At 70.4% G+C, this 20,695-nt stretch carries 22 protein-coding genes and 1 pseudogene; 13 read left to right on the top strand and 10 right to left on the bottom strand.

The genetic code is table 11. From position 1 onward, the window contains the following. Positions 1-11: 11 nt before the first annotated feature. From folP to J3486_RS21705, 5 genes are all read left to right on the top strand, one after another. Positions 12-875, top strand: coding sequence for a dihydropteroate synthase (gene folP, locus J3486_RS21725; protein WP_207822635.1), 864 nt, complete (start codon positions 12-14; stop codon positions 873-875). Beyond that, complete coding sequence (locus tag J3486_RS21720; protein ID WP_207822634.1) at positions 872-1,393, top strand: nuclear transport factor 2 family protein; 522 nt, start codon at positions 872-874, stop codon at positions 1,391-1,393. The genes folP and J3486_RS21720 overlap by 4 nt, the downstream gene beginning before the upstream one ends. A 211-nt stretch (positions 1,394-1,604) precedes the next feature. Beyond that, on the top strand, positions 1,605-1,964 hold the full coding sequence (gene folB / locus J3486_RS21715; protein ID WP_207822632.1) for a dihydroneopterin aldolase: 360 nt from the start codon (positions 1,605-1,607) through the stop codon (positions 1,962-1,964). After that, positions 1,961-2,560, top strand: a complete 600-nt coding sequence (folK, locus tag J3486_RS21710; RefSeq protein ID WP_207822630.1) for a 2-amino-4-hydroxy-6-hydroxymethyldihydropteridine diphosphokinase — start codon at positions 1,961-1,963, stop codon at positions 2,558-2,560. The genes folB and folK overlap by 4 nt, the downstream gene beginning before the upstream one ends. An 83-nt stretch (positions 2,561-2,643) precedes the next feature. Beyond that, positions 2,644-3,141 carry a DUF3180 domain-containing protein gene (locus tag J3486_RS21705; protein ID WP_207822628.1) on the top strand — a complete coding sequence of 166 codons (498 nt, stop codon included), beginning with the start codon at positions 2,644-2,646 and terminating at the stop codon, positions 3,139-3,141. A 43-nt stretch (positions 3,142-3,184) separates the two neighbouring features. Here J3486_RS21705 and folE read toward each other — a convergent pair whose 3' ends face one another. The 6 genes from folE to dacB form a co-directional block, all read right to left on the bottom strand. Next, positions 3,185-3,790, bottom strand: a complete 606-nt coding sequence (gene folE, locus J3486_RS21700) for a GTP cyclohydrolase I FolE (protein ID WP_207822626.1) — start codon at positions 3,788-3,790, stop codon at positions 3,185-3,187. A 119-nt stretch (positions 3,791-3,909) separates the two neighbouring features. Further along, a complete protein-coding gene (ftsH, locus tag J3486_RS21695; protein ID WP_207822624.1) occupies positions 3,910-5,925 on the bottom strand; it encodes an ATP-dependent zinc metalloprotease FtsH in 2,016 nt (671 codons plus the stop codon). A 207-nt stretch (positions 5,926-6,132) separates the two neighbouring features. Beyond that, positions 6,133-6,693, bottom strand: a complete 561-nt coding sequence (gene hpt, locus J3486_RS21690) for a hypoxanthine phosphoribosyltransferase (RefSeq protein WP_207822825.1) — start codon at positions 6,691-6,693, stop codon at positions 6,133-6,135. Positions 6,694-6,737: 44 nt separating this feature from the next. Beyond that, positions 6,738-7,754: a tRNA lysidine(34) synthetase TilS gene (gene tilS / locus J3486_RS21685; RefSeq protein ID WP_207822622.1), complete on the bottom strand. Its 1,017-nt coding sequence runs from the start codon at positions 7,752-7,754 to the stop codon at positions 6,738-6,740. Positions 7,755-7,985: 231 nt separating this feature from the next. Further along, on the bottom strand, positions 7,986-9,134 hold the full coding sequence (locus J3486_RS21680; protein WP_207822619.1) for a zinc-dependent metalloprotease: 1,149 nt from the start codon (positions 9,132-9,134) through the stop codon (positions 7,986-7,988). Between the two features lie 64 nt (positions 9,135-9,198). Continuing rightward, positions 9,199-10,686 (bottom strand): D-alanyl-D-alanine carboxypeptidase/D-alanyl-D-alanine-endopeptidase, encoded by a 1,488-nt coding sequence (gene dacB / locus J3486_RS21675; RefSeq protein ID WP_207822617.1) that lies wholly within the window; start codon positions 10,684-10,686, stop codon positions 9,199-9,201. Between the two features lie 86 nt (positions 10,687-10,772). Between dacB and J3486_RS21670 the strand changes: the two genes are divergently transcribed. Both J3486_RS21670 and J3486_RS21665 read left to right on the top strand, forming a co-directional pair. Beyond that, complete coding sequence (locus J3486_RS21670) at positions 10,773-11,264, top strand: inorganic diphosphatase (protein ID WP_207822615.1); 492 nt, start codon at positions 10,773-10,775, stop codon at positions 11,262-11,264. Positions 11,265-11,384: 120 nt separating this feature from the next. Next, on the top strand, positions 11,385-13,055 hold the full coding sequence (locus J3486_RS21665; protein WP_207822613.1) for a threonine/serine exporter ThrE family protein: 1,671 nt from the start codon (positions 11,385-11,387) through the stop codon (positions 13,053-13,055). 57 nt (positions 13,056-13,112) lie between these two features. On the opposite strand, the pseudogene J3486_RS21660 reads toward J3486_RS21665, so the two are convergent. Both J3486_RS21660 and J3486_RS21655 read right to left on the bottom strand, forming a co-directional pair. Next, positions 13,113-13,778, bottom strand: a pseudogene (locus J3486_RS21660) (DedA family protein); the annotation flags it as partial. Between the two features lie 151 nt (positions 13,779-13,929). Continuing rightward, on the bottom strand, positions 13,930-14,685 hold the full coding sequence (locus J3486_RS21655) for a MerR family transcriptional regulator (RefSeq protein WP_207822609.1): 756 nt from the start codon (positions 14,683-14,685) through the stop codon (positions 13,930-13,932). A 155-nt stretch (positions 14,686-14,840) separates the two neighbouring features. On the opposite strand from J3486_RS21655, the gene J3486_RS21650 reads away from it, so the two are divergent. Both J3486_RS21650 and J3486_RS21645 read left to right on the top strand, forming a co-directional pair. Continuing rightward, positions 14,841-16,151, top strand: a complete 1,311-nt coding sequence (locus J3486_RS21650) for an ion channel protein (protein WP_207822607.1) — start codon at positions 14,841-14,843, stop codon at positions 16,149-16,151. Between the two features lie 34 nt (positions 16,152-16,185). After that, positions 16,186-17,604 (top strand): glutamate decarboxylase, encoded by a 1,419-nt coding sequence (locus J3486_RS21645; protein ID WP_207822605.1) that lies wholly within the window; start codon positions 16,186-16,188, stop codon positions 17,602-17,604. Positions 17,605-17,616: 12 nt separating this feature from the next. Here the strand turns inward: J3486_RS21645 and J3486_RS21640 are convergent, their stop codons facing one another. Next, the gene (locus J3486_RS21640; RefSeq protein WP_207822603.1) at positions 17,617-18,261 is read right to left on the bottom strand and encodes a PadR family transcriptional regulator; all 645 of its coding nucleotides are present in this window, start codon (positions 18,259-18,261) and stop codon (positions 17,617-17,619) included. A gap of 34 nt (positions 18,262-18,295) precedes the next feature. After that, entirely contained in the window at positions 18,296-18,832 is a 537-nt protein-coding gene (locus J3486_RS21635; RefSeq protein ID WP_207822602.1) for a DinB family protein, read from the bottom strand. A 169-nt stretch (positions 18,833-19,001) separates the two neighbouring features. On the opposite strand from J3486_RS21635, the gene J3486_RS21630 reads away from it, so the two are divergent. The 4 genes from J3486_RS21630 (at position 19,002) to J3486_RS21615 (ending at position 20,681) form a co-directional block, all read left to right on the top strand. Continuing rightward, positions 19,002-19,376, top strand: a complete 375-nt coding sequence (locus J3486_RS21630) for a glyoxalase superfamily protein (RefSeq protein WP_207822600.1) — start codon at positions 19,002-19,004, stop codon at positions 19,374-19,376. 5 nt (positions 19,377-19,381) lie between these two features. After that, a complete protein-coding gene (locus tag J3486_RS21625; RefSeq protein ID WP_207822597.1) occupies positions 19,382-19,777 on the top strand; it encodes a metalloregulator ArsR/SmtB family transcription factor in 396 nt (131 codons plus the stop codon). After that, positions 19,774-20,262 carry an SRPBCC domain-containing protein gene (locus J3486_RS21620; protein ID WP_207822596.1) on the top strand — a complete coding sequence of 163 codons (489 nt, stop codon included), beginning with the start codon at positions 19,774-19,776 and terminating at the stop codon, positions 20,260-20,262. The genes J3486_RS21625 and J3486_RS21620 overlap by 4 nt, the downstream gene beginning before the upstream one ends. Positions 20,263-20,438: 176 nt before the next feature. Continuing rightward, the gene (locus J3486_RS21615; RefSeq protein WP_207822594.1) at positions 20,439-20,681 is read left to right on the top strand and encodes a DUF397 domain-containing protein; all 243 of its coding nucleotides are present in this window, start codon (positions 20,439-20,441) and stop codon (positions 20,679-20,681) included. The last annotated feature ends 14 nt before the right edge of the window (positions 20,682-20,695 follow it).

Raw genomic sequence — 20,695 nt, 5'->3', positions numbered from 1 at the left:
GGCTGGAAGCCATGAGCACGTCGCAGGTCCGCCGGGGCCACGTATCCCATCTCCCCGTATGGGACCGCTGCGCGGTCATGGGAGTCGTCAATGTGACCCCAGACTCCTTCTCGGACGGCGGCCGCTGGTTCGACACGACCGCGGCGATCAAACACGGCCTCGACCTGGTCGGCCAGGGCGCCGACCTGGTGGACGTCGGCGGCGAGTCCACCCGCCCCGGCGCCACCCGGGTCGACGAGGACGAGGAGCTCAAGCGCGTCATCCCCGTCGTCCGCGGCCTGGCCGCCGAGGGCGTCACCGTCTCCGTCGACACCATGCGCGCCTGTGTCGCCGAGCAGTCGCTGGCCGCGGGCGCCGCCCTGGTCAACGACGTCAGCGGCGGCCTCGCCGACCCCGCGATGGTCCCGGTCGTCGCCGCCGCGGGCGCCCCCTTCGTCGTCATGCACTGGCGCGGCCTCCTCGAAGGCTCCGCCGTCCGGGGCACCTACGAGAACGTCGTCACCGAGGTCGTCGAGGAACTGCACGCGCGCGTGCAGGCCGTCGTCGAGGGCGGCATCGCCCCCGACCGCATCGTCGTCGACCCCGGCCTCGGTTTCTCCAAGGACGCCGACCACGACCTCGCCCTCCTCGCCCACCTCGACGAGCTGCGCGCGCTGGGCCACCCGGTCCTGGTCGCGGCCTCCCGCAAGCGGTTCCTCGGCCACGTACTCGCCGGCGACCAGGGCGCGCCGCCGCCCGCCCGCGAGCGCGACGCCGCCACCGCCGCCGTCTCCGCGCTCGCCGCACAGGCCGGCGCCTGGGCGGTCCGCGTCCACGAGGTGCGGGCCACCGCCGACGCCGTCCGCGTCGCCCGCGCCGTCGAAGGAGCCCAGTGACCGGCACCGACGCCCAGGCCGTCGACGCGGTCAACCGCTCCTTCTACGAAGCCCAGGAACGCGGCGACTTCGAGGAGCTCACCTCGCTGTGGCTGGCCCCCGAGGACGTCAGCTACGCCGAGGACGCCGACCCGGACGACGCCGAGGACACCTCGATCAGCTGCGTCCACCCCGGCTGGCCGGTGCTCACCGGGCGCGGCGAGGTGCTGCGCAGTTACGCGCTGATCATGGCGAACACCGAGTACATCCAGTTCTTCCTGACCGACCTGCACATCAGCGTGGTCGGCGACACCGCCCTGGTGACGTGCACGGAGAACATCCTCAGCGGCGGCCCCGCCCCCGACGCCGGCGACGAGCTCGGCCCGCTGGTCGGCCAGCGCGTCGTCGCCACGAACGTGTTCCGGCGCACCCGCGACGGCTGGAAGCTCTGGTCGCACCACGCCTCGCCGGTCCTCGCGGAGTCGGACGACGAATCCGGCCTCGAAGGCAGCGCGGACGACGACGGATCACCCGCCTGAGTGGGTAGGCGCCCCCGAAAGAGCCGGAATCCCGGCCCAGGGGTTGGTTTCGCGATCTTCTGGGTATGGGCGGCTACCAGCCTCGAGCCCTTCTGTCCATAGCCCCCGCGGGCGAGCGATGTCAGTGCTCGCAGGTAGATTCGATCGAGGCCGGTGAGTCGACCGCACATCGACGGGACCGGCCCTACCGACGACTGCAGGAGTGATTCGCGTGGATCGTGTCGCGCTGCGCGGCCTTAAGGCCCGCGGGCACCATGGCGTCTTCCAGAAGGAGCGCGAGGAGGGCCAGACCTTCATCGTGGACCTGGTGCTGGGCATCGACACCCGACCGGCGGCTGCCGACGACGACCTGGCGAAGACCGTGCACTACGGGATCGTGGCGGAGGAGGTCGTGGCCGTCGTCGAGGGCGAGCCCGTCGACCTCATCGAGACGCTCGCCCAGCGCATCGCCGACGCCTGCCTGAAGCACGAGGGGGTGCAGGAGGTCGAGGTCTGCGTCCACAAGCCGGACGCCCCGATCACCGTGCCTTTCGACGACGTGACCGTCACCATCACCCGGAGCCGAGTATGAACAAAACTCCGTTCGACCCGACCGTTCAGCCGGTGCCGACCGCTGTGATGGAGCAGGTCGACGCCGCCGACACCACCCTCTCCAACCCCAAGGTCGCCGTGGTCTCCCTCGGCTCGAACCTGGGCAACCGCCTGGAGACGCTCCAGGGCGCCATCGACGCCCTGGAGGACACCCCCGGCGTCCGCATCAAGGCTGTCTCGCCCGTCTACGAGACGGAGCCCTGGGGCGTCGAGCCCGGCAGCCAGCCCTCGTACTTCAACGCCGTGGTGGTCCTCAAGACGACCCTGCCGCCCTCCTCCCTCCTGGAGCGCGCGCACGCCGTCGAGGAGGCCTTCCACCGCGTCCGCGAGGAGCGCTGGGGCCCGCGCACCATCGACGTCGACATCGTCGCGTACGCGGACGTGGTCTCCGACGACCCGGTCCTGACCCTCCCCCACCCCCGGGCCCACGAGCGCGCCTTCGTGCTCGCGCCCTGGCACGACGTGGACCCCGAGGCGCAGCTGCCCGGCCGCGGGCCGGTCACCGAGCTGCTCGCCGGCGTGACCCTCGAGGGCGTGGCCCCGCGCGCCGACCTGGAACTCCGGCTGCCCGAGTAATCGTTAGGGTTCTCAGGGGCAGAGCCGTGCGCCAGTCAGCGCGCGGCACAGGACGGGCGAGCGACGGGGATGAAGCAACCGCGATGAAGCAACTGCGCATCAGGACTCTGGCCGGCCTCTTCCTGGCCGCGGGAGTGCTGTCCTGGGCCGGCGCCCGCCTGTGGAACTCGGTGGGCACCCTGCCCAGCGTGCCGCTGGCCGCGCCCATCGTGCTCGCGGTGATCGCCGTCGTGCTGCTCGCCACGGCGCTCTCCATCCGCGCCCGGCTGCGCGCCCAGCGCGAGCGCCGCCCCGGCGCCAAGGGCGTCGACCCGATGATGGCGGCCCGCGCCCTCGTCTTCGGCCAGGCGAGCGCGCTGGTCGCCGCCCTGGTCGCGGGCATGTACGGCGGCACGGGCGTCTTCCTGCTCGAACAGCTCGACATCCCGGCCCGCCGCGACCAGGCCATCTACGCCGGTTTCTCGGTCCTCGCGGGCATCGCCGTCATCACGGCGGCCCTGTTCCTGGAGCGCGTCTGCAAGCTCCCGGACGACCCGGAGAACACGGACAACGACACGCAGGGCACGGCCCCGGCCGCGTGATGCCACGCGGCTCGGGCCGTGCCCTGCGACTGTCGAGGACGGGTCAGCGCCCGATGATCAGGCTCATCGCCTCGTTGCGCGTCGCGGGGTCGCGCAGCTGACCGCGGACCGCGGACGTGATGGTCTTCGCGCCGGGCTTGCGCACGCCCCGCATCGTCATGCACATGTGCTCGCACTCCACGACGACGATGACGCCGCGCGGCTCCAGGATCTCCATCAGGGAGTCCGCGATCTGCGTCGTCAGCCGCTCCTGCACCTGGGGGCGGCGGGCGTAGACGTCGACGAGACGGGCCAGCTTCGACAGGCCCGTGATCTTACCGTCGGAGGACGGGATGTAGCCGACGTGGGCAACTCCAACAAAGGGCACCAAATGGTGCTCGCACGAGCTCTGCACCTCGATGTCCTTCACCAGGACCATCTCGTCGTGCCCCAGGTCGAACGTCGTCGTCAGCACGTCCTCGGGCTTCTGCCACAGCCCCGCGAATATCTCCCTGTACGCGCGGGCGACGCGCGCCGGGGTCTCTCGCAGGCCCTCGCGGTCCGGGTCCTCGCCGACCGCGATGAGCAGTTCGCGCACGGCGTTCTCGGCCCGCTTCTCGTCGAACTCGCCGATCGAGCCTTCGCCGTCCAGCGTCACCGGGTCGGTCATCAGGTGCCTCTTCCTCGTATGTACCGGCGCGGCAGCGCAAAAAGCCGCGTCCCCCACACCGTAAAGCGTGGGGGACGCGGGCTGCATTCCGGGCCCTGTGAAGGGTTCCGTCAGCGGGGTCAGCTCTCGGGGCGGTCGTCCTTCACCGTGTCCACCGGGGTGGTGGCCTCGATGGCGGTCGCCGAACCGTTGGCCCCGTTCGTCAGCGAGAGCTCCTTGGGAGAGAGCACCGGCGGACGGGTCGAGGGCGTGCGGCGGGAGGAGCCGGTCCACGCGGGACGGGCCGGACGCTTCACGATCGGGGCGAAGATCTCGGCGATCTCCTCCTTGTTCAGCGTCTCCTTCTCCAGCAGCGCGAGGACCAGGTTGTCGAGAACGTCGCGGTTCTCGACGAGGATCTCCCAGGCCTCGTTGTGCGCCGTCTCGATGAGCTTCTTGACCTCTTCGTCGACGAGCGCCGCGACCTCTTCCGAGTAGTCGCGCTGATGGCCCATCTCGCGGCCGAGGAACGGTTCGGTGTTGTCGCCGCCGAACTTGATCGCGCCGAGCCGCTCGGTCATGCCGTACTGCGTGACCATCGCGCGGGCCGTACCGGTGGCCTTCTCGATGTCGTTCGCCGCGCCCGTGGTCGGGTCGTGGAAGACGAGCTCCTCGGCAGCGCGGCCGCCCAGCATGTAGGCGAGCTGGTCGAGCATCTCGTTGCGCGTGGTCGAGTACTTGTCCTCGTCCGGGAGCACCATCGTGTACCCGAGCGCGCGGCCGCGGGACAGGATCGTGATCTTGTGGACGGGGTCGGAGTTGGGCGAAGCCGCCGCGACCAGGGCGTGACCGCCCTCGTGGTACGCGGTGATCTTCTTCTCCTTGTCCGACATGATCCGGGTCCGCTTCTGCGGGCCCGCGACCACACGGTCGATCGCCTCGTCGAGCATCTTGTTGTCGATCAGCTTCATGTCGCTGCGCGCCGTGAGGAGCGCCGCTTCGTTCAGCACGTTCGACAGGTCGGCACCGGTGAAGCCCGGCGTGCGGCGGGCGACGGCCGAGAGGTCGACGTCCGGGGCGACGGGCTTGCCCTTCTGGTGGACCTTGAGGATCTCCAGGCGGCCCTGCATGTCCGGGCGGTCGACCGCGATCTGGCGGTCGAAGCGGCCGGGACGGAGCAGCGCCGGGTCGAGGATGTCGGGCCGGTTGGTGGCGGCGATCAGGATGACGCCGCCCTTCACGTCGAAGCCGTCCATCTCGACGAGCAGCTGGTTGAGCGTCTGCTCGCGCTCGTCGTGACCGCCGCCGAGGCCCGCGCCACGGTGCCGGCCGACCGCGTCGATCTCGTCGACGAAGACGATCGCCGGGGCGTTCGCCTTGGCCTGCTCGAAGAGGTCGCGGACACGGGAGGCACCGACACCGACGAACATCTCGACGAAGTCGGAACCGGAGATCGAGTAGAACGGCACCCCGGCCTCACCGGCGACGGCTCGCGCGAGCAGCGTCTTACCGGTTCCGGGCGGGCCGTAGAGCAGCACACCCTTGGGGATCTTGGCGCCGACGGCCTGGAACTTGGCCGGCTCCTGCAAGAACTCCTTGATCTCGTGGAGTTCCTCGACCGCCTCGTCCGAGCCCGCCACGTCGGCGAACGTCGTCTTCGGGGTGTCCTTGGTGATGAGCTTGGCCTTGGACTTCCCGAAGTTCATGACTCGGGAGCCGCCGCCCTGCATCTGGTTCATCAGGAACAGGAAGACCACGACGATGAGGACGAAGGGCAGCAGCGACAGCAGGATGCTGACGAACGCGTTCTGCTTCGTCGGGGAGACGGTGTACCCGTCAGGGATCTGCTTGTCCTGGTACTTGGCCTGCAGCGTCTGGGCGACGTCGACGCCCTGGTCGCCGATGTAGCTCGCCTGGATCTTGCTGGAGCCGTCGACCTTCTCGCCGCTCTTCAGCTCGACCTTGATGGTGTTCTCGTCACCGGTCGTGATCTTGGCCGACTGCACCTGGTTCTGGTTGATGGCCTGAATGACCTGGCCGGTGTCCACCGTCTTGTAGCCGCCGGACGAGCCGACGACCTGCATCAACACGACCACGGCAAGGACGGCCAGCACGATCCACATGACCGGCCCACGGAAGTATCGCTTCACGTCCATCCATACGGAGCGGAGCCGCCCCGTCCCTCCTGCCATAGTGAGTTTGATAAGGCTGTTTGAAGCTGTTTGAAGAACTGTTCTTCGGACGGTACCCCAGCATTGTCACCCGACGCCGCAGCGGACGTCCGACAATCCGCCCTTCGCATGCTCCAACGGCGGGAAGCCCATAAGGGTTCCCGCCGTCTGACGAGAGCTCAGGAAGAACCCTCAGCCGCCGTACACGTGCGGCGCGAGCGTGCCGACGAACGGCAGGTTCCGGTACTTCTCGGCGTAGTCCAGGCCGTACCCGACCACGAACTCGTTCGGGATGTCGAAGCCGACCCACTTCACGTCGATGTCGACCTTGGCCGCCTCGGGCTTGCGCAGCAGCGTGCAGACCTCAAGGGAGGCCGGCTCGCGCGAGCCGAGGTTGGTGAGCAGCCACGACAGGGTCAGGCCGGAGTCGATGATGTCCTCGACGATCAGGACGTGCTTGTCCTTGATGTCGGTGTCGAGGTCCTTGAGGATCCGCACGACACCGGAGGACTGGGTGCCGGAGCCGTACGAGGACACCGCCATCCAGTCCATGGTGACGGGGGTGGACAGGGCGCGAGCCAGGTCCGCCATGACCATCACGGCGCCCTTGAGGACTCCGACGATGAGCAGGTCCTTGCCCGCGTACTCCGCATCGACCTTGGCGGCCAGCTCGGCCAGCTTCGCGTCGATCTCTTCTTTGGTGATGAGCACCGACTTGAGGTCGGTGCCCATGTCTTTCGCGTCCACCCGCATCACTTTCGGTCGTCCCACCGGCCGCCGCGACGTGAGCCGCGGAGTCAGCCTTGCCGGATGACCAGTCTGCCACCCTGCCGCTGGGCGACGACTTTGCCCGGGAGATTGATCTCCCCCTGGCCCCGCCATCCGGTGATCAGGCGGTCGACCTCTTCGATGTGCCGGGCGAACAGGGCGCCGGCCGGGGCGCCGGCCTCGATGGCGGCCCTGCGCAGGATGCGGCGGCGTACGGCGGGCGGCAGCGCGTAGAGCTTGGCGCATTCGAGGAGCCCGGCGGCGTCACGCACGGATTCGGCGGCCTGCGCGGCCCAGGCGTCCAGCGCGTCGGCATCGTCGCGGGACAACTGGGCCGTACGGGCGAGAGCCTCGACGACGCCCTTGCCGAGCGCCTTCTCCAGGGCGGGCAGTCCTTCGTGCCGCAGCCTGGACCGGGTGTAGGCCGGGTCGGTGTTGTGCGGGTCGTCCCACACGGGCAGATGCTGGACGAGGCAGGCCTTGCGGGCGGTCTGCCGGTCGAGCTGGAGGAAGGGGCGGCGGTAGCGGCGGACGGCCCCCGGTCCCCCGGAGACGGGCGCCATGCCGGACAGGGAGCGGATGCCGGAGCCGCGGGCGAGCCCGAGCAGTACGGTCTCGGCCTGGTCGTCGCGGGTGTGGCCGAGCAGGATCGCGGCGGCGCCGAGGCGGTCCGCGCAGGAGTCGAGGGCGGCGTAGCGCGCGTCGCGGGCGGCCGCTTCGGGGCCGCCGTCCCGGCCGACGTGCACGGCGACGGACTCGGCGGGGGACAGGCCGAGGGCGGTCAGCCGCAGGACGACGTCCTCGGCGCGGGTGTCGGAGCCGTTTTGCAGGCCGTGGTCGACGGTGATGCCGCCGGCGCGCATGCCGAGTTTGGGGGCTTCGAAGGCCAGGGCGGAGGCGAGCGCCATGGAGTCCGCGCCGCCCGAGCAGGCGACGAGCACCAGGGGCTGCTCTCCCGGGGAGAGTGGGGGGTGTTCGTTGAGGATGTCATGGAGGACGCGGCGGACCGCCAGGCGTATCGCCGCGACCGCAGGATGGGGACCCATGTCCGGTTCCCTTCATTCCGTTGTCTGGGGGGTGGGCGCCAATCTTGATGAGCTGTACGGGAGGCTCCGGAGAGAATCCGGTACGACTCAGTCGCTCAACGGTGACTCGGTGATTTCGGTCACGCAGAGTGTGTCGATGGTGACAGAGCCGAGCCATTCCCTGAGCATTGCACGCCTACCCACGGCCCACGGTCCCTCGGATGGGTGATCCTGAGCAATTTTGGGCGTGCCTTACGACGCGTCGTGGGCGCCGTCTGCCTTGTTGTGCACCCGTGCGATCCAGTCCGCCGGTTTGGCGATCTCCGTCTTCGTGGGGAGCGTGTTCGGGGACGTCCAGACCCGGTTGAAGCCGTCCATGCCGACCTGGTCGACGACGGCCCGCACGAACCGCTCGCCGTCGCGGTACTGACGCAGCTTGGCGTCGAGGCCGAGGAGCTTGCGCAGCGCCGTGTCGAGCCGGGAGGCGCCCTTCTGCCTGCGCTGTTGGAACTTCTCTCGGATCTCTCCGACGGTCGGCACGACAGCGGGTCCGACGCCGTCCATCACGTAGTCCGCATGCCCTTCGAGCAGCGACATGACGGCAGTGAGGCGGCCGAGGATCTCGCGCTGGGCGGGTGACTGGACGAGTTCGACGAGGGAGTGCCCGCCGTCGTCCTCCTCGCCCTCGGGGCGGCCGCCGGCCAGCGACTGCGCCGCTTCCCTGATGCGCTCCAGGAACGTGGAGGGGTCGACCTCGGTCTCGCCCAGGAACGACTGAATTTCGCCCTCCAGATGGTCGCGCAGCCAGGGCACGGCCGTGAACTGGGTGCGATGCGTCTCCTCGTGCAGGCAGACCCAGAGCCTGAAGTCGTGCGGGGCGACGTCGAGTTCGCGCTCCACGTGCACGATGTTGGGCGCCACGAGGAGCAGTCGGCCGCCGCCGTCGGGTGCGGCCGGCAGGTCGCTGGTGGCGGGGGCGAAGGTCTCGTACTGGCCGAGGACGCGGGAGGACAGGAACGACAGGAGCATGCCGAGCTCCACGCCGGTGACCTTGCCGCCGACCGCGCCCAGGACGGCGCCGCCGGGGCCCGAGCCGCGGCGCTCCTGCATCTTGTCGAGCAGCGGCTTGAGGATCTCGCGGAAGCCCGCGACGTTGGCCTTCACCCAGCCCGGCCGGTCCACCACGAGGACCGGGGTGTCGTGGGCCGCCTCCGTCGCCATGCGCGTGTACGCGCGGACGTGCTCCTCGGACGCCTTGGCGTGCCGGCGCAGCTCGGAGACGACCGCGCGCGCCTCGTCGCGGCTCACCTCGGGGCCGGGCCGTACGAGTCGGGACGCCGTCGCCACCGCGAGGTTCCAGTCGACCATTCCTGCCGAAGCCGCACTGCCGAAGCTCGTCATGCGTCAACGGTACGTGACCCTTCGGGTACAGGGAGGGGGTTGAACCCTGACCTCTCCCTGACTCTCAGCGGCAGCCGCAGTTGGCGACGGAGGAGGCCAGCCGGTCCAGGGCCGCCACGGCCGCGTCGGGTGCGGGGGCGCCCTCGGTCATGAACGCGAAGACGAGCAGCCGTCCGTCGGCGTCGACGACGGTGCCGGCCAGGGTGTTCACACCGGTGAGGGTGCCGGTCTTGGCGCGGACCAGACCGGTTCCGGAGGCGTCGGCCGAGTCCTCGTAGCGGTGCGCGAGGGTGCCGGTGAAGCCCGCGACGGGCAGCCCGGTGAGCAGGGAGCGCAGCTGCGGCACGGCCGGGTCGGCGGCCTTGGCGAGCAGGGCGGTGAGCAGGTCGGCGGAGGCCTTGTCGGTGCGGTCGAGGCCGCTGCCGTCGGAGAAGTGGGCGCCGGACAGCGGAAGGCCGAGCTTCTTGAGCTCCTTCTTGACGGCCGCGCCCGCGCCGTCGAAGTCGTGGCTCTCGTCGGCGGCGATCGCGGCCTGCCGGGCGAGGGCCTCGGCGATGTCGTTGTCGCTGTTGGTCAGCATCCGCTCGACGAGGGCGGACAGCGGCGGCGACTCGACCTCGGCGACGTCCTCGGCCTGCCCGGACGCCTTGCTGGGCCCGGGGTCGCCCTTGGTCCTGATGCCGCGGTCGTGCAGCAGGCCGGCGAACTTCCCGGCGGCGGAGGCGGCGGGGTCGGCGGCGCGCGGGGCGGGGCCGCTGTGGGAGTCGTCGGTCCGGGCCTCGTCGGCCATCAGGGCGCTGACCTGGGCGAGGTTGTCGTTCACGCCGATGGGGTGCAGGGCGGGGCCCGAGTACAGCGAGGTGTCGTAGGAGAGCGTGACCTCGGTCGTCCCCGCGGCCTTCAGGGACGCGGCGGTCCGGTCGGCGAGGGTGCGCAGGCTGGCGGCGTCGTAAGGATTCTTCTCGCGGGCGGTGAGCGTGGGGTCGCCGCCGCCGACCAGGATCAGCTCCCCCGAGCCGCCGGTGTCCTTCTCCAGGACGGTGCGGGTGGCGATCCGGTGGTCGGGGCCCGCCGCCGTGAGGGCCGCGACGGCGGTGGCGAGTTTGGTCGTGGAGGCGGGGGTGAGGGCGTCGCCCGCGGACTTCCCGTAGAGCTTCCTCCCGGTGACGGCGTCGACGACGGCCGCCGTGCGGTGCGCACCCAGCGCGGAGTCGCGCAGAAGGGGGTCCAGTACGTCGGCCAGGGCGCGCTTGGTCGGGCCCGGCACCGAGGCGCCCGGAGCGGCGAGCACGGCGGGCGCGCTGGGTGCCGCGGACGGCGCCCCCGCGGACGTACGGCCGTGATCTGCACCACCCCCGGTCTCCTGGGAAGCGGCCCGGTGCGCCTCGGCCTTACGCTGACCCGAGGAGTCCCAGGGGCCGGTCGCGACCGCCACGAGGGCAGCGAAGGCCACACCCACCGCCGTCGCACCCACCGTGAACTGCTTGGTCTTGGTCTTCGCAACGCCCGTCACAACGCCCGTCACGAGCTGCGAAGCCTTCAGCTCCGGCACCGCGGACCAGCCCCTTTCGCGATCACACACCTGCGTAGGGGACACTTAACCACCAGACGTTTGTGTTGATCATTGAGGAGCCACCGGTGGAGTTCGACGTCCTGATCGAGATCCCGAAGGGATCGCGGAACAAGTACGAGGTCGATCACGAGACCGGTCGCATCCGTCTCGACCGTCGTCTGTTCACCTCGACCGCCTACCCGACGGACTACGGCTACGTCGAGAACACCCTCGGCGAGGACGGCGACCCGCTGGACGCGCTGGTCATCCTGGACGAGCCGACGTTCCCGGGCTGCCTCATCAAGTGCCGCGCCATCGGCATGTTCCGGATGACGGACGAGGCCGGCGGCGACGACAAGCTGCTGTGCGTCCCGGCGACGGACCCGCGCATGGAGCACCTGCGCGACATCCACCACGTCTCCGAGTTCGACCGCCTGGAGATCCAGCACTTCTTCGAGGTCTACAAGGACCTGGAGCCGGGCAAGTCCGTCGAGGGCGCCGACTGGGTGGGCCGCACCGAGGCCGAGGCCGAGATCGAGCGTTCCTACAAGCGCGCCCAGGACAACGGCGGTCACTGACCCCGCGTGTCCTGACGGACGGGCCGTACGACATCTGTCGTGCGGCCCGTCCGCGTATTCGTGCGCATACTGAGGCGTGCGGGGAGGTAGACGCGTAGGCAGGCGCACGAAGGGCGAGAGGTGACGGAGCGGGAGACCGAGGCCGCAGAGGACCGCAAACCGCAGTCCGACGAGGCACGCAGCGCGTTCACGCAGCCCATCGGGGTCGTGGCGCCGGCGCCGGCGGTCGACGAGGAGTCGTCCTCGACCACGTCGGAGTTCTCGCTCCCCGAGGGGTTCAGCGCGCCGCCGGCCGAGGCCGCCGAGCCGGAGGGCTCCGCCTTCACGCCGCCGAGGACCTACAGCGCCCGCGAGTCGCCGCCCGCCTTCACGCCCGCGTACGGCATCCCCGTGGTCAAGCTGACCAAAGAGGCGCCCTGGCAGGACCGGATGCGCACGATGCTGCGGATGCCGGTCGCCGAGCGGCCCGCGCCGGAGAAGGTGCAGAAGGCGGACGAGGCCGGGCCCGCCGTGCCGCGCGTGCTCGACCTGACGCTGCGTATCGGGGAGCTGCTGCTCGCCGGTGGTGAGGGCGCCGAGGACGTGGAGGCGGCGATGTTCGCCGTGTGCCGGTCCTACGGGCTCGACCGGTGCGAGCCGACGGTGACGTTCACGCTGCTGTCGATCAGCTACCAGCCCTCGCTCGTGGACGATCCGGTGACCGCGTCGCGCACCGTGCGGCGCCGGGGCACCGACTACACGCGGCTCGCGGCCGTGTACCGGCTCGTCGACGACATCAGCGACGAGGACGAGGAGGCCGCCCACATCTCCCTGGAGGAGGCGTACCGGCGGCTCGCGGAGATCCGCAGGAACCGGCACCCCTACCCGGGCTGGGCGCTGACGGCGGCGAACGGGCTGCTCGCCGGTTCCGCCTCGATCCTCGTCGGCGGTGATCCGATCGTGTTCGTCGCCGCGGCGCTCGGCGCGATGCTGGGCGACCGGCTCGCGTGGCTGTGCGCGGGGCGCGGGTTCCCGGAGTTCTACCAGTTCACGGTGGCCGCGATGCCGCCCGCCGCGATCGGCATCCTGCTCACGCTGCTGCACGCGGACGTGCGGGCCTCCGCGGTGATCACCGGTGGACTGTTCGCGCTGCTGCCCGGAAGAGCCCTGGTGGCGGGCGTGCAGGACGGTCTGACCGGCTTCTACATCACGGCCGCGGCCCGGCTCCTGGAAGTCATGTACTTCTTCGTCGGCATCGTCGTCGGCGTGCTGATCATGCTGTACGTGGGCGTGCAGCTGGACGCGCAGCTCAACCCCGAGGCCGCGCTGAAGGTTCTGGACCGGCCCGTCTGGCAGATCCTGTCGTCGATGGCGCTGTCGTTCGCGTTCGCCGTCCTGCTCCAGCAGGAACGTTCCACGGTGCTGGCCGTGACCCTCAACGGGGGTGTGGCGTGGGTGGTCTACGGCGCCATGCACTACGCGGGCGACATCTCGCCGGTCGCCTCGACGGCGGCGGCGGCCGGGCTCGTCGGGCTCTTCGGGCAGCTGTTCTCGCGGTACCGGTTCGCGTCCGCGCTGCCGTACGTCACGGCGGCGATCGGGCCGCTGCTGCCGGGTTCCGCGACGTACTTCGGGCTGCTCGCGATCGCCCAGAACGACATGGACGCCGGGCTCGTGTCGCTGTCCAAGGCGGCGGCGCTCGCCATGGCCATCGCGATCGGGGTGAACCTCGGTGGGGAGATCTCCCGCCTGTTCATCCGCTCCCCGGGCGCCGAGGGGCGGCGCGCCGCCAAGCGGACCCGGGGTTTCTAGGGCACCCGTCCGGGGCTGCCCGGCGGACTACCGCTTCGCGTGCCGGCCCCGCTGGGCCTGCGGGCCCTGCCCCTGGCCCGGGACCTCGCTCGCCGCCGCCTTCTTCGACTTGCTGCGGGCGCGCAGGAACTCGATGCCGATCGGGACCACCGAGACGAGGACGATCAGGATCAGAATCGCCTCGATGTTCTTGTGCACGAACTCGATGTTGCCGAGCCAGGAGCCGAGCAGGGTCACGCCCGCGCCCCACAGCACGCCGCCGATCACGTTGAACGTGATGAAGGAGCGGTACTTCATGCCCGAGACGCCCGCGATGATCGGCGTGAAGGTGCGCACGATCGGCACGAAGCGGGCCAGGACCAGGGACTTGGGGCCGTACTTCTCGAAGAACTCGTGCGCCTTCGTCACGTTCTCCTGCTTGAAGATCTTGGAGTCCGGCCGCTTGAACAGCGAGGGACCGACCTTCTTGCCGAAGACGTAGCCCGCCTGGTCACCGAGGATCGCCGCGAGGCAGATCAGCCCGATGGCCGCCCAGAGCGGGAAGTCCAGGGTGCCGGCGGTGATCAGCAGACCGCAGGTGAACAGCAGCGAGTCGCCCGGCAGGAAGAAGCCGATGAGCAGGCCGGACTCCGCGAACACGATCAGCAGCAGACCCCAGATGCCGAACGTGTCGAGCAGATAGTCCGGGTCCAGCCAGCTGGGTCCGAGAGCAAGGGTCGTCACGGGTCCGGACTCCTGAGGGGCTTGAAGGCAACAACAGCTGCAGGGCAAGGGCGAGGCAAAGTTATCAACGCCAGGTGGCCCTGCCAGGTTCCAGCAGCCCCCTCAGGATGCACTGTGCCGGATCTGTGGCAAACCTGTGCGTCCGCGCCGATCAGACCTTGCGCACCGCATTGGCGTGGATCGCGTCACGCAGGTGCTCGGCGACTCCCGCGCCCATGGAGTCGTAGAACGCCTTGAAGCGCTCGTCGGCCACGTACATGTCACCGAAGCCGATGTGCATCTCGTACGGGACCTCGAAGTAGTACCGCGCGATGTGCCGGCGGTGCTCCTCGGCCAGGTCCATGGCGCGCTCGCCGTCGGGGGCCTCGCCGGCCGCGACGAGGGCGGCATAGCGGTGGCCCCAGTCGTCGGTCTCGTCCTTGATGCGCTGCCAGTCCTCCTTGGTGTACGTGGCCGCGCGGCGCTGCGACTCGGCGTACGCCTCGGTGTTGCCCCAGCGCTGCTCGGCCTCGTCCTGGTACCGCTCGGGGTCCTTGTCCCCGAAGACCTCGAAGCGCTCCTCGGGTGTGAGCTGGATGCCCATCTTCTGTGCCTCCATGGCGTGTGCGACGGCCTCGGCCATCTTCCGGAGTTTCTCGATGCGGGCGAGCAGCAGGTCGTGCTGGCGCCTCAGGTGGGAGCGGGGGTCCGTCGCCGGGTCGTCGATCAGGGTCTGGACCTCGTCCAGCGGGAAGCCGAGTTCCCGGTAGAAGAGGATCCGCTGGAGCCGGTCCAGGTCGTGCTCGCTGTAGCGGCGGTGTCCCGCGTGGTTGCGCCCGCCCGGGACGAGCAGCCCGATCTCGTCGTAGTGGTGCAGGGTGCGCACCGTCACACCGGCGAACCCGGCCACCTGGCCCACGGAGTACATGACGTCCCTTTCCCGAGGTGTGCTCGCTGCCGTACGTGCATCAGCTTGGGTCCTCACGTGGCGTGAGGTGCAAGTCGGTTCTCCCGGACACCTTCCGCGCATCCTCCGGGCATCTTCCGGGTGTTATGTGCGGTATGTCCGCTTAAAGTGACGCCGTGACCACCGAAGCCCCTGCCGCCGCGTCCCCGTCACCTCCGTCACCGCCGCCCCCGTCCTCGCCCGCCCGCGCCCTGCTCCCCCTCGTGCTGCCCGCGCTCGTCACGGGCGTCGTCTGCAGTCTGCTGTTCCTCGCGCTCGACTGGGTCGCGGAGCGGCTGCAGGACGTGCTGTGGGAGCGGCTGCCGGACGCGCTCGACATCGGCCGGTACTCGTCCCTGTGGATGATCGTGGTGCTCACGGCCACCGGTGTCCTCGTCGGGCTCGTGGTCTGGAAGGCGCCGGGGCACGCCGGCCCCGACCCTGCCACGATGGGCCTGGGCGGCGAGGAGCCGCTGCCGATGTACGTGCTGCCGGGGCTCGCCGTGGCCAGCGCCCTGATGCTGGCGGGCGGGCCGAGCCTCGGCCCGGAGAACCCGATCATCGCCATCAACGTGGGCCTCGCGTTCTGGGCGGGCAAGAAGCTGCTGCCGCACACGCCCGCCGCGCTGTGGGTCGGCCTCGCCAGCTCGGCGACCATCGGCGCCCTGTTCGGCACGCCGATCGCGGCGGCGCTGCTGGTCTCCGAGCAGTTCGCGGGCAAGCCGATGCCGATGAAGGGCTCCCTGTGGGACAACCTCTTCGGGCCGCTGCTCGCCGCCGGCGCCGGCGCGATGACGACCGCGCTCATCTCCTCCCCCACCTTCGACCTGGGCCTGCCGTCGTTCGGCAACCCCGGCTGGCGCGACCTGCTCGCGGCGATCGTCGTCGCCTGCGCGGCCGCCGTCCTCGGGATGCTCGCGGTGTACGCGTTCCCGTACGTGCACAGCGCCTTCCGCACGCTGCGCCACCCGATGCTGATGCTGCCGCTCGGCGGTCTGGTCCTCGGTCTGCTCGGCGCGCTCGGCGGACATCTGACCCTCTTCAAGGGGCTGCACGAGGTGGGCGAGCTGGCCGCGGACCCGGACGGCTGGTCGGCCGGGGAGTTCGCCACGATGACGGTCGTGAAGCTGGCGGCGCTGGTCATCGCCGCGACCTGCGGGTTCCGCGGCGGCCGGATCTTCCCCGCCGTTTTCGTCGGCGCCGCGTTCGGGTTGTGCGCGCACGCACTGGTTCCGGGCGTCGACCCGGCGGTCGGCATCTCGGCGGGAGTTCTCGGGGTACTGCTCGCGGTCACCCGGCAGGGCTGGGTCGCCCTGTTCACCGCGGCCGTGCTCGTCGCCTCGCCCGCCATCATCGCCCTCATGTGCATCGCGTCGCTGCCCGCCTGGCTCCTGGTGACCGGGCGCCCGCAGATGCAACTGTCGGAGGACGGCACCGCCATCCGCTGAGCAGACCCCGTACACCGACCCAGGAGTCACGGACATGTCGCCACTGCACCAGAGCCCCGCCGACAAGCCGGGCGAGACCCATGTCGCGCTCAACCCCTTCTACGGGGAGGCGAATCCGACCGCGGGCATGACCCAGGCGCCGCCCAAGCACCGGCTGCCGGAGAACCCGCTCACGCCCTCGACCGCATACCAGATCGTCCACGACGAGCTGATGCTGGACGGCAACTCACGGCTCAACCTCGCCACCTTCGTCACGACGTGGATGGAGCCGCAGGCCGGTGTCCTCATGGCCGAGTGCCGGGACAAGAACATGATCGACAAGGACGAGTACCCGCGGACGGCGGAGCTGGAGCGGCGCTGCGTCGCGATGCTCGCCGACCTGTGGAACGCGCCCGATCCGTCGGCCGCGGTGGGCTGTTCCACCACCGGCTCCAGCGAGGCGTGCATGCTCGCCGGGATGGCGCTCAAGCGGCGCTGGGCGCAGAAGAACGCCGACCGGTACCCGTCGCGCGAGGCCCGGCCCAATCTCGTCATGGGCGTCAACGTGCAGGTCTGCTGGGAGAAGTTCTGCAATTTCTGGGAGGTCGAGGCGCGCCAGGTCCCCATGGAGGGCGACCGGTTCCATCTCGACCCGGAGGCCGCGGCCGAGCTCTGCGACGAGAACACCATCGGGGTCGTCGGCATCCTCGGCTCGACCTTCGACGGGTCGTACGAGCCGATCGCCGACCTGTGCGCCGCGCTCGACGCACTCCAGGAGCGGACCGGGCTCGACATCCCCGTGCACGTCGACGGGGCGTCGGGCGCGATGGTCGCCCCCTTCCTCGACCCGGACCTGGCCTGGGACTTCCGGCTGCCGCGCGTCGCGTCGATCAACACGTCGGGGCACAAGTACGGCCTGGTCTACCCGGGTGTCGGCTGGGCCCTGTGGCGCACGGCGGACGCGCTGCCCGAGGAACTCGTCTTCCGCGTCAACTACCTGGGCGGCGACATGCCCACCTTCGCCCTGAACTTCTCCCGCCCGGGGGCCCAGGTGGTCGCCCAGTACTACACGTTCCTGCGGCTCGGCCGGGACGGCTACCGGGCCGTGCAGCAGGCGACCCGGGACGTGGCGCGCGGCCTCGCCGAGCGGATCGAGACGCTCGGCGACTTCCAACTGATCACCCGCGGCGACCAGTTGCCGGTGTTCGCGTTCACGACGGCCGACGACGTGAAGGCGTTCGACGTCTTCGACGTGTCCCGGCGGCTGCGCGAGCGGGGCTGGCTGGTGCCCGCGTACACGTTCCCCGCGCACCGGGAGGATCTGGCGGTCATCCGCGTGGTGTGCCGCAACGGGTTCTCCTCCGATCTGGCGGATCTCCTGGTGGAGGACCTGAACCGGCTGCTGCCCGAACTGCGGCGCCAGCCCCACCCGTTCACCCGGGACCGGGACGCGGCGACGGGCTTCCACCACTGAGCCGGCGACCCGTCAGCGGTCGTCCCCGGGATGCCGCTCCCGCGTCGCGTACGGGTTCGGCTCGCCCTCGCCGAGCACTCCGCGGAACGGCTCGCCCGCCTCGCCCGCGAAGACGTACGCGCCGCCCTCGACCCGCTCGATGAGCCCCTGGGTCCACTCCGTGCCGAAGTCGGCGGAGTGGACCCAGTAGTGCATGATCTCGCCGATGTGGCCCAGCTGACCGGGGCCCTCCTGCGGCGTGTAGTACTCGGTGACGGTGTCCCGCCAGGCGCCGATGGAGCGCAGCCGCTCCTTCAGCAGGGACAGGGCCTCCTCGCGCGGCAGGTCGACGATGCCGCCGAGCGCCGCCACGAGGAGGTCCGGCTTCTGGTCGTACGAGACCAGGGCCTCGCGCAGCAGCCTCAGGTACTCCGCGCGGCCCGCCTCCGTGATCTCGTACTCGGTGCGCGGCGGACCGCCCGCCGTGGACGGCGCGGTCTCGTGCGCGAGCAGCAGTCCCTGCTTCGCCATCTGCTTCAGCGCGTGGTAGATCGACCCGGGCTTGGCGTTCGACCACTCGTGGGCGCCCCAGTACTCCAGGTCGCTGCGGACCTGGTAGCCGTGCGCGCGGCCGTGCTGGCGCACGGCGTTGAGTACCAGGAGGCGGATCGCTGACATGCGCGCAAGCCTAGGCCGGACACGGCGCGGGAGGTCACTGCTGGTCCAGCGCCACCAGCTCGAACGCGGTCCTGCCGTCCAGGGACTCGCGGACGATGTCCGCGTGGCCCGCGTGCCGGGCCGTCTCACGGATCAGGTGCAGACCGAGCCAGCGCAGCGAGACCTCCTGGCCGTCGGGGAACCACGGCTCGTCCGGCAGCGGGAACGTGTCGTCGAGGCTGGGGGCCGCCCGGAAGAACTCCTCGGTGCGGCGGGCCACGTCCGCGTAGTGGTCCAGGACCGACTTCACCGACTCGCCCTCCAGGAGGCGGAAGCCGTCCGCGTACGCGTCGACGGTCCGCTCGGCCTCGGGCTTCGGGCCGCCGGCCAGCGCGATCCAGCCCTCCTCGACCTGGGCCACGTGCTTGGCGAGGCCCACCAGGGACAGCGTGCTCGCGCTGGGCGTGGACGACGCCTGCTCGTCGGTCAGCCCGATCAGGGCCCGGCGCAGGCCGCCGCGCTGCTCCGCGATGAAGGCGAGCAGCGCCCCGCGCTCGTCGCCGCGGGCTTCGGGGTTCACGTGCATGACCATCGGGGGCCACCTCTCGTGGGCGTGTTCCGTGTTCCGTGTTCCGGTACTGACGAAGGTAGGGGGGCTTGCGGTCAGTTCCTGTCCTCGACTCCGTTGCTTCCCCGCCCAATTCGCGTAGGAGATACCCTACATTTGACGCGTAGGAGATTCCCTACGTAACTTGGCGCCCATGACTGTCACACACGCCTCTTTCGTCACCCTTCCCGTCTCCGACCAGGACCGGGCCCTGCGCTTCTACGTCGACGTGCTCGGGTTCGAGGTCACCGCCGACCGGCAGCTGCCGCAGGGCCGCTGGCTGCAGGTCGCCCCCTCCGGGGCGCAGACCGTGTTCACCCTGTCCGGACCGGGGATGGGCGATTTCGTGCCCGGCAGCGCCCGGGGGATCATGCTGGTGACGACCGATGTCGACGCCGACTGCGCCCGCCTCGCCGAGGCCGGGGCCGAGGTCGGCGGCCCCGACGAGCTGCCGTGGGGCCGGATGGCCTCCTTCCGCGACCCGGACGGCAATGCACTGATGCTCCTCACGGAGAAGGAAGGTTTCTGAGGGCCATGGCCACCACGAGCGCGCGCGAGTCCGCACGGGACACCCCCCGGAAGTCCGCCCGGGAGTCCGCCCGGGAGCAGGACCGGCTCTTCGGCGCGCTCGCCAACGGCACCCGGCGCGAGGTCCTGCGCCTGCTGCGCGACGAGGGTCCACAGCCGGCCGGGGCCATCGCCGAGCGCTTCGACATGGCCCGGCCCAGCCTCTCGGAGCACCTCAAGGTGCTCCGGGACGCCGGGCTCGTGTCCGAGGAGCGGTCCGGGCGGCAGCGGATCTACCGCCTGGAGGCCGCCCCGCTCGCCGAGGTGCAGGACTGGCTGCACCCCTACGAGCGGTTCTGGCGCGGCCGGCTGAGCGCCTTGGGCGACGTACTGGACGCCATGCCCGACGATGACGCCTCATGAGCACCGACCCGGCCGCCGCCCCGCTCGACCCCGACGACCCCACCACCATCACCGTCGACCAGTTCTTCCCGCATCCGCCCGCCAAGGTCTGGCGCGCCCTGACCGAGCCGGAACTGATCGCCCGTTGGATGATGCCGGGCGGTGAGGACTTCCGGCTCGTGGTCGGGCACCGGTACGCGATGACCGCCGTACCGCGCCCCCGCACGAACTTCTCCGGGACCGTCGACGCCGAGGTGCTCGCGTTCGAGGACGGCCGGATGCTGCGCGTGCGGTGGGCCGATCGCGACCCCGCCAACTCCGCGGACTGGACGATCACTTGGACCCTGGAGCCGGAAGGGCGCGGGACGCGTCTTCTTCTTGTGCACGAGGGCTTCGATCCGGACGATCCGGCCCAGCTGATGGCCCGGAACATCATGGACGGCGGATGGCGTTCGCATGTGATGCGGGCGTTGGGGCAGACGTTGACAGAGCTGACAGAGCTGTAACCACGGGAACACCGCGCGTGCACGTGCATCTGCCCATGCATCCGCATATGAACGCAGCTATGATCCTGGACAGTTGGGACAGGCGATATCCGCTTTTCACAACTGTTGACAACCGTCACAGGATCGGGCGGGCCAGTTCACAGATGCATCACTTACAGCACCACCGGGAGCGAACCGTGCACCACGTGTACAACGGCATGGCAGCCACGGAGTTGCACGGTGTGGTCTGGCAGAAGAGCAGGCACAGCAACTCGCAGGGATCCTGCGTGGAGTTCGCGAAGCTGCCCGGCGGACGCGTGGCCGTGCGCAACTCCAACTTTCCCGACGGGCCCGCACTCGTCTACACGCCGGCCGAGATCGAGGCGATGCTGCTCGGCGTGAAGGACGGGGAGTTCGACCATCTGATAGCCGGCGCCTGAATCCGCCCGGCCGA

The organism is Streptomyces sp. VRA16 Mangrove soil, assembly GCF_017377775.1.
GTDB lineage: Bacteria > Actinomycetota > Actinomycetes > Streptomycetales > Streptomycetaceae > Streptomyces.
Note: the sequence above shows the minus strand (reverse complement) of the source record. Positions and strands in the feature narration are given on the sequence as shown.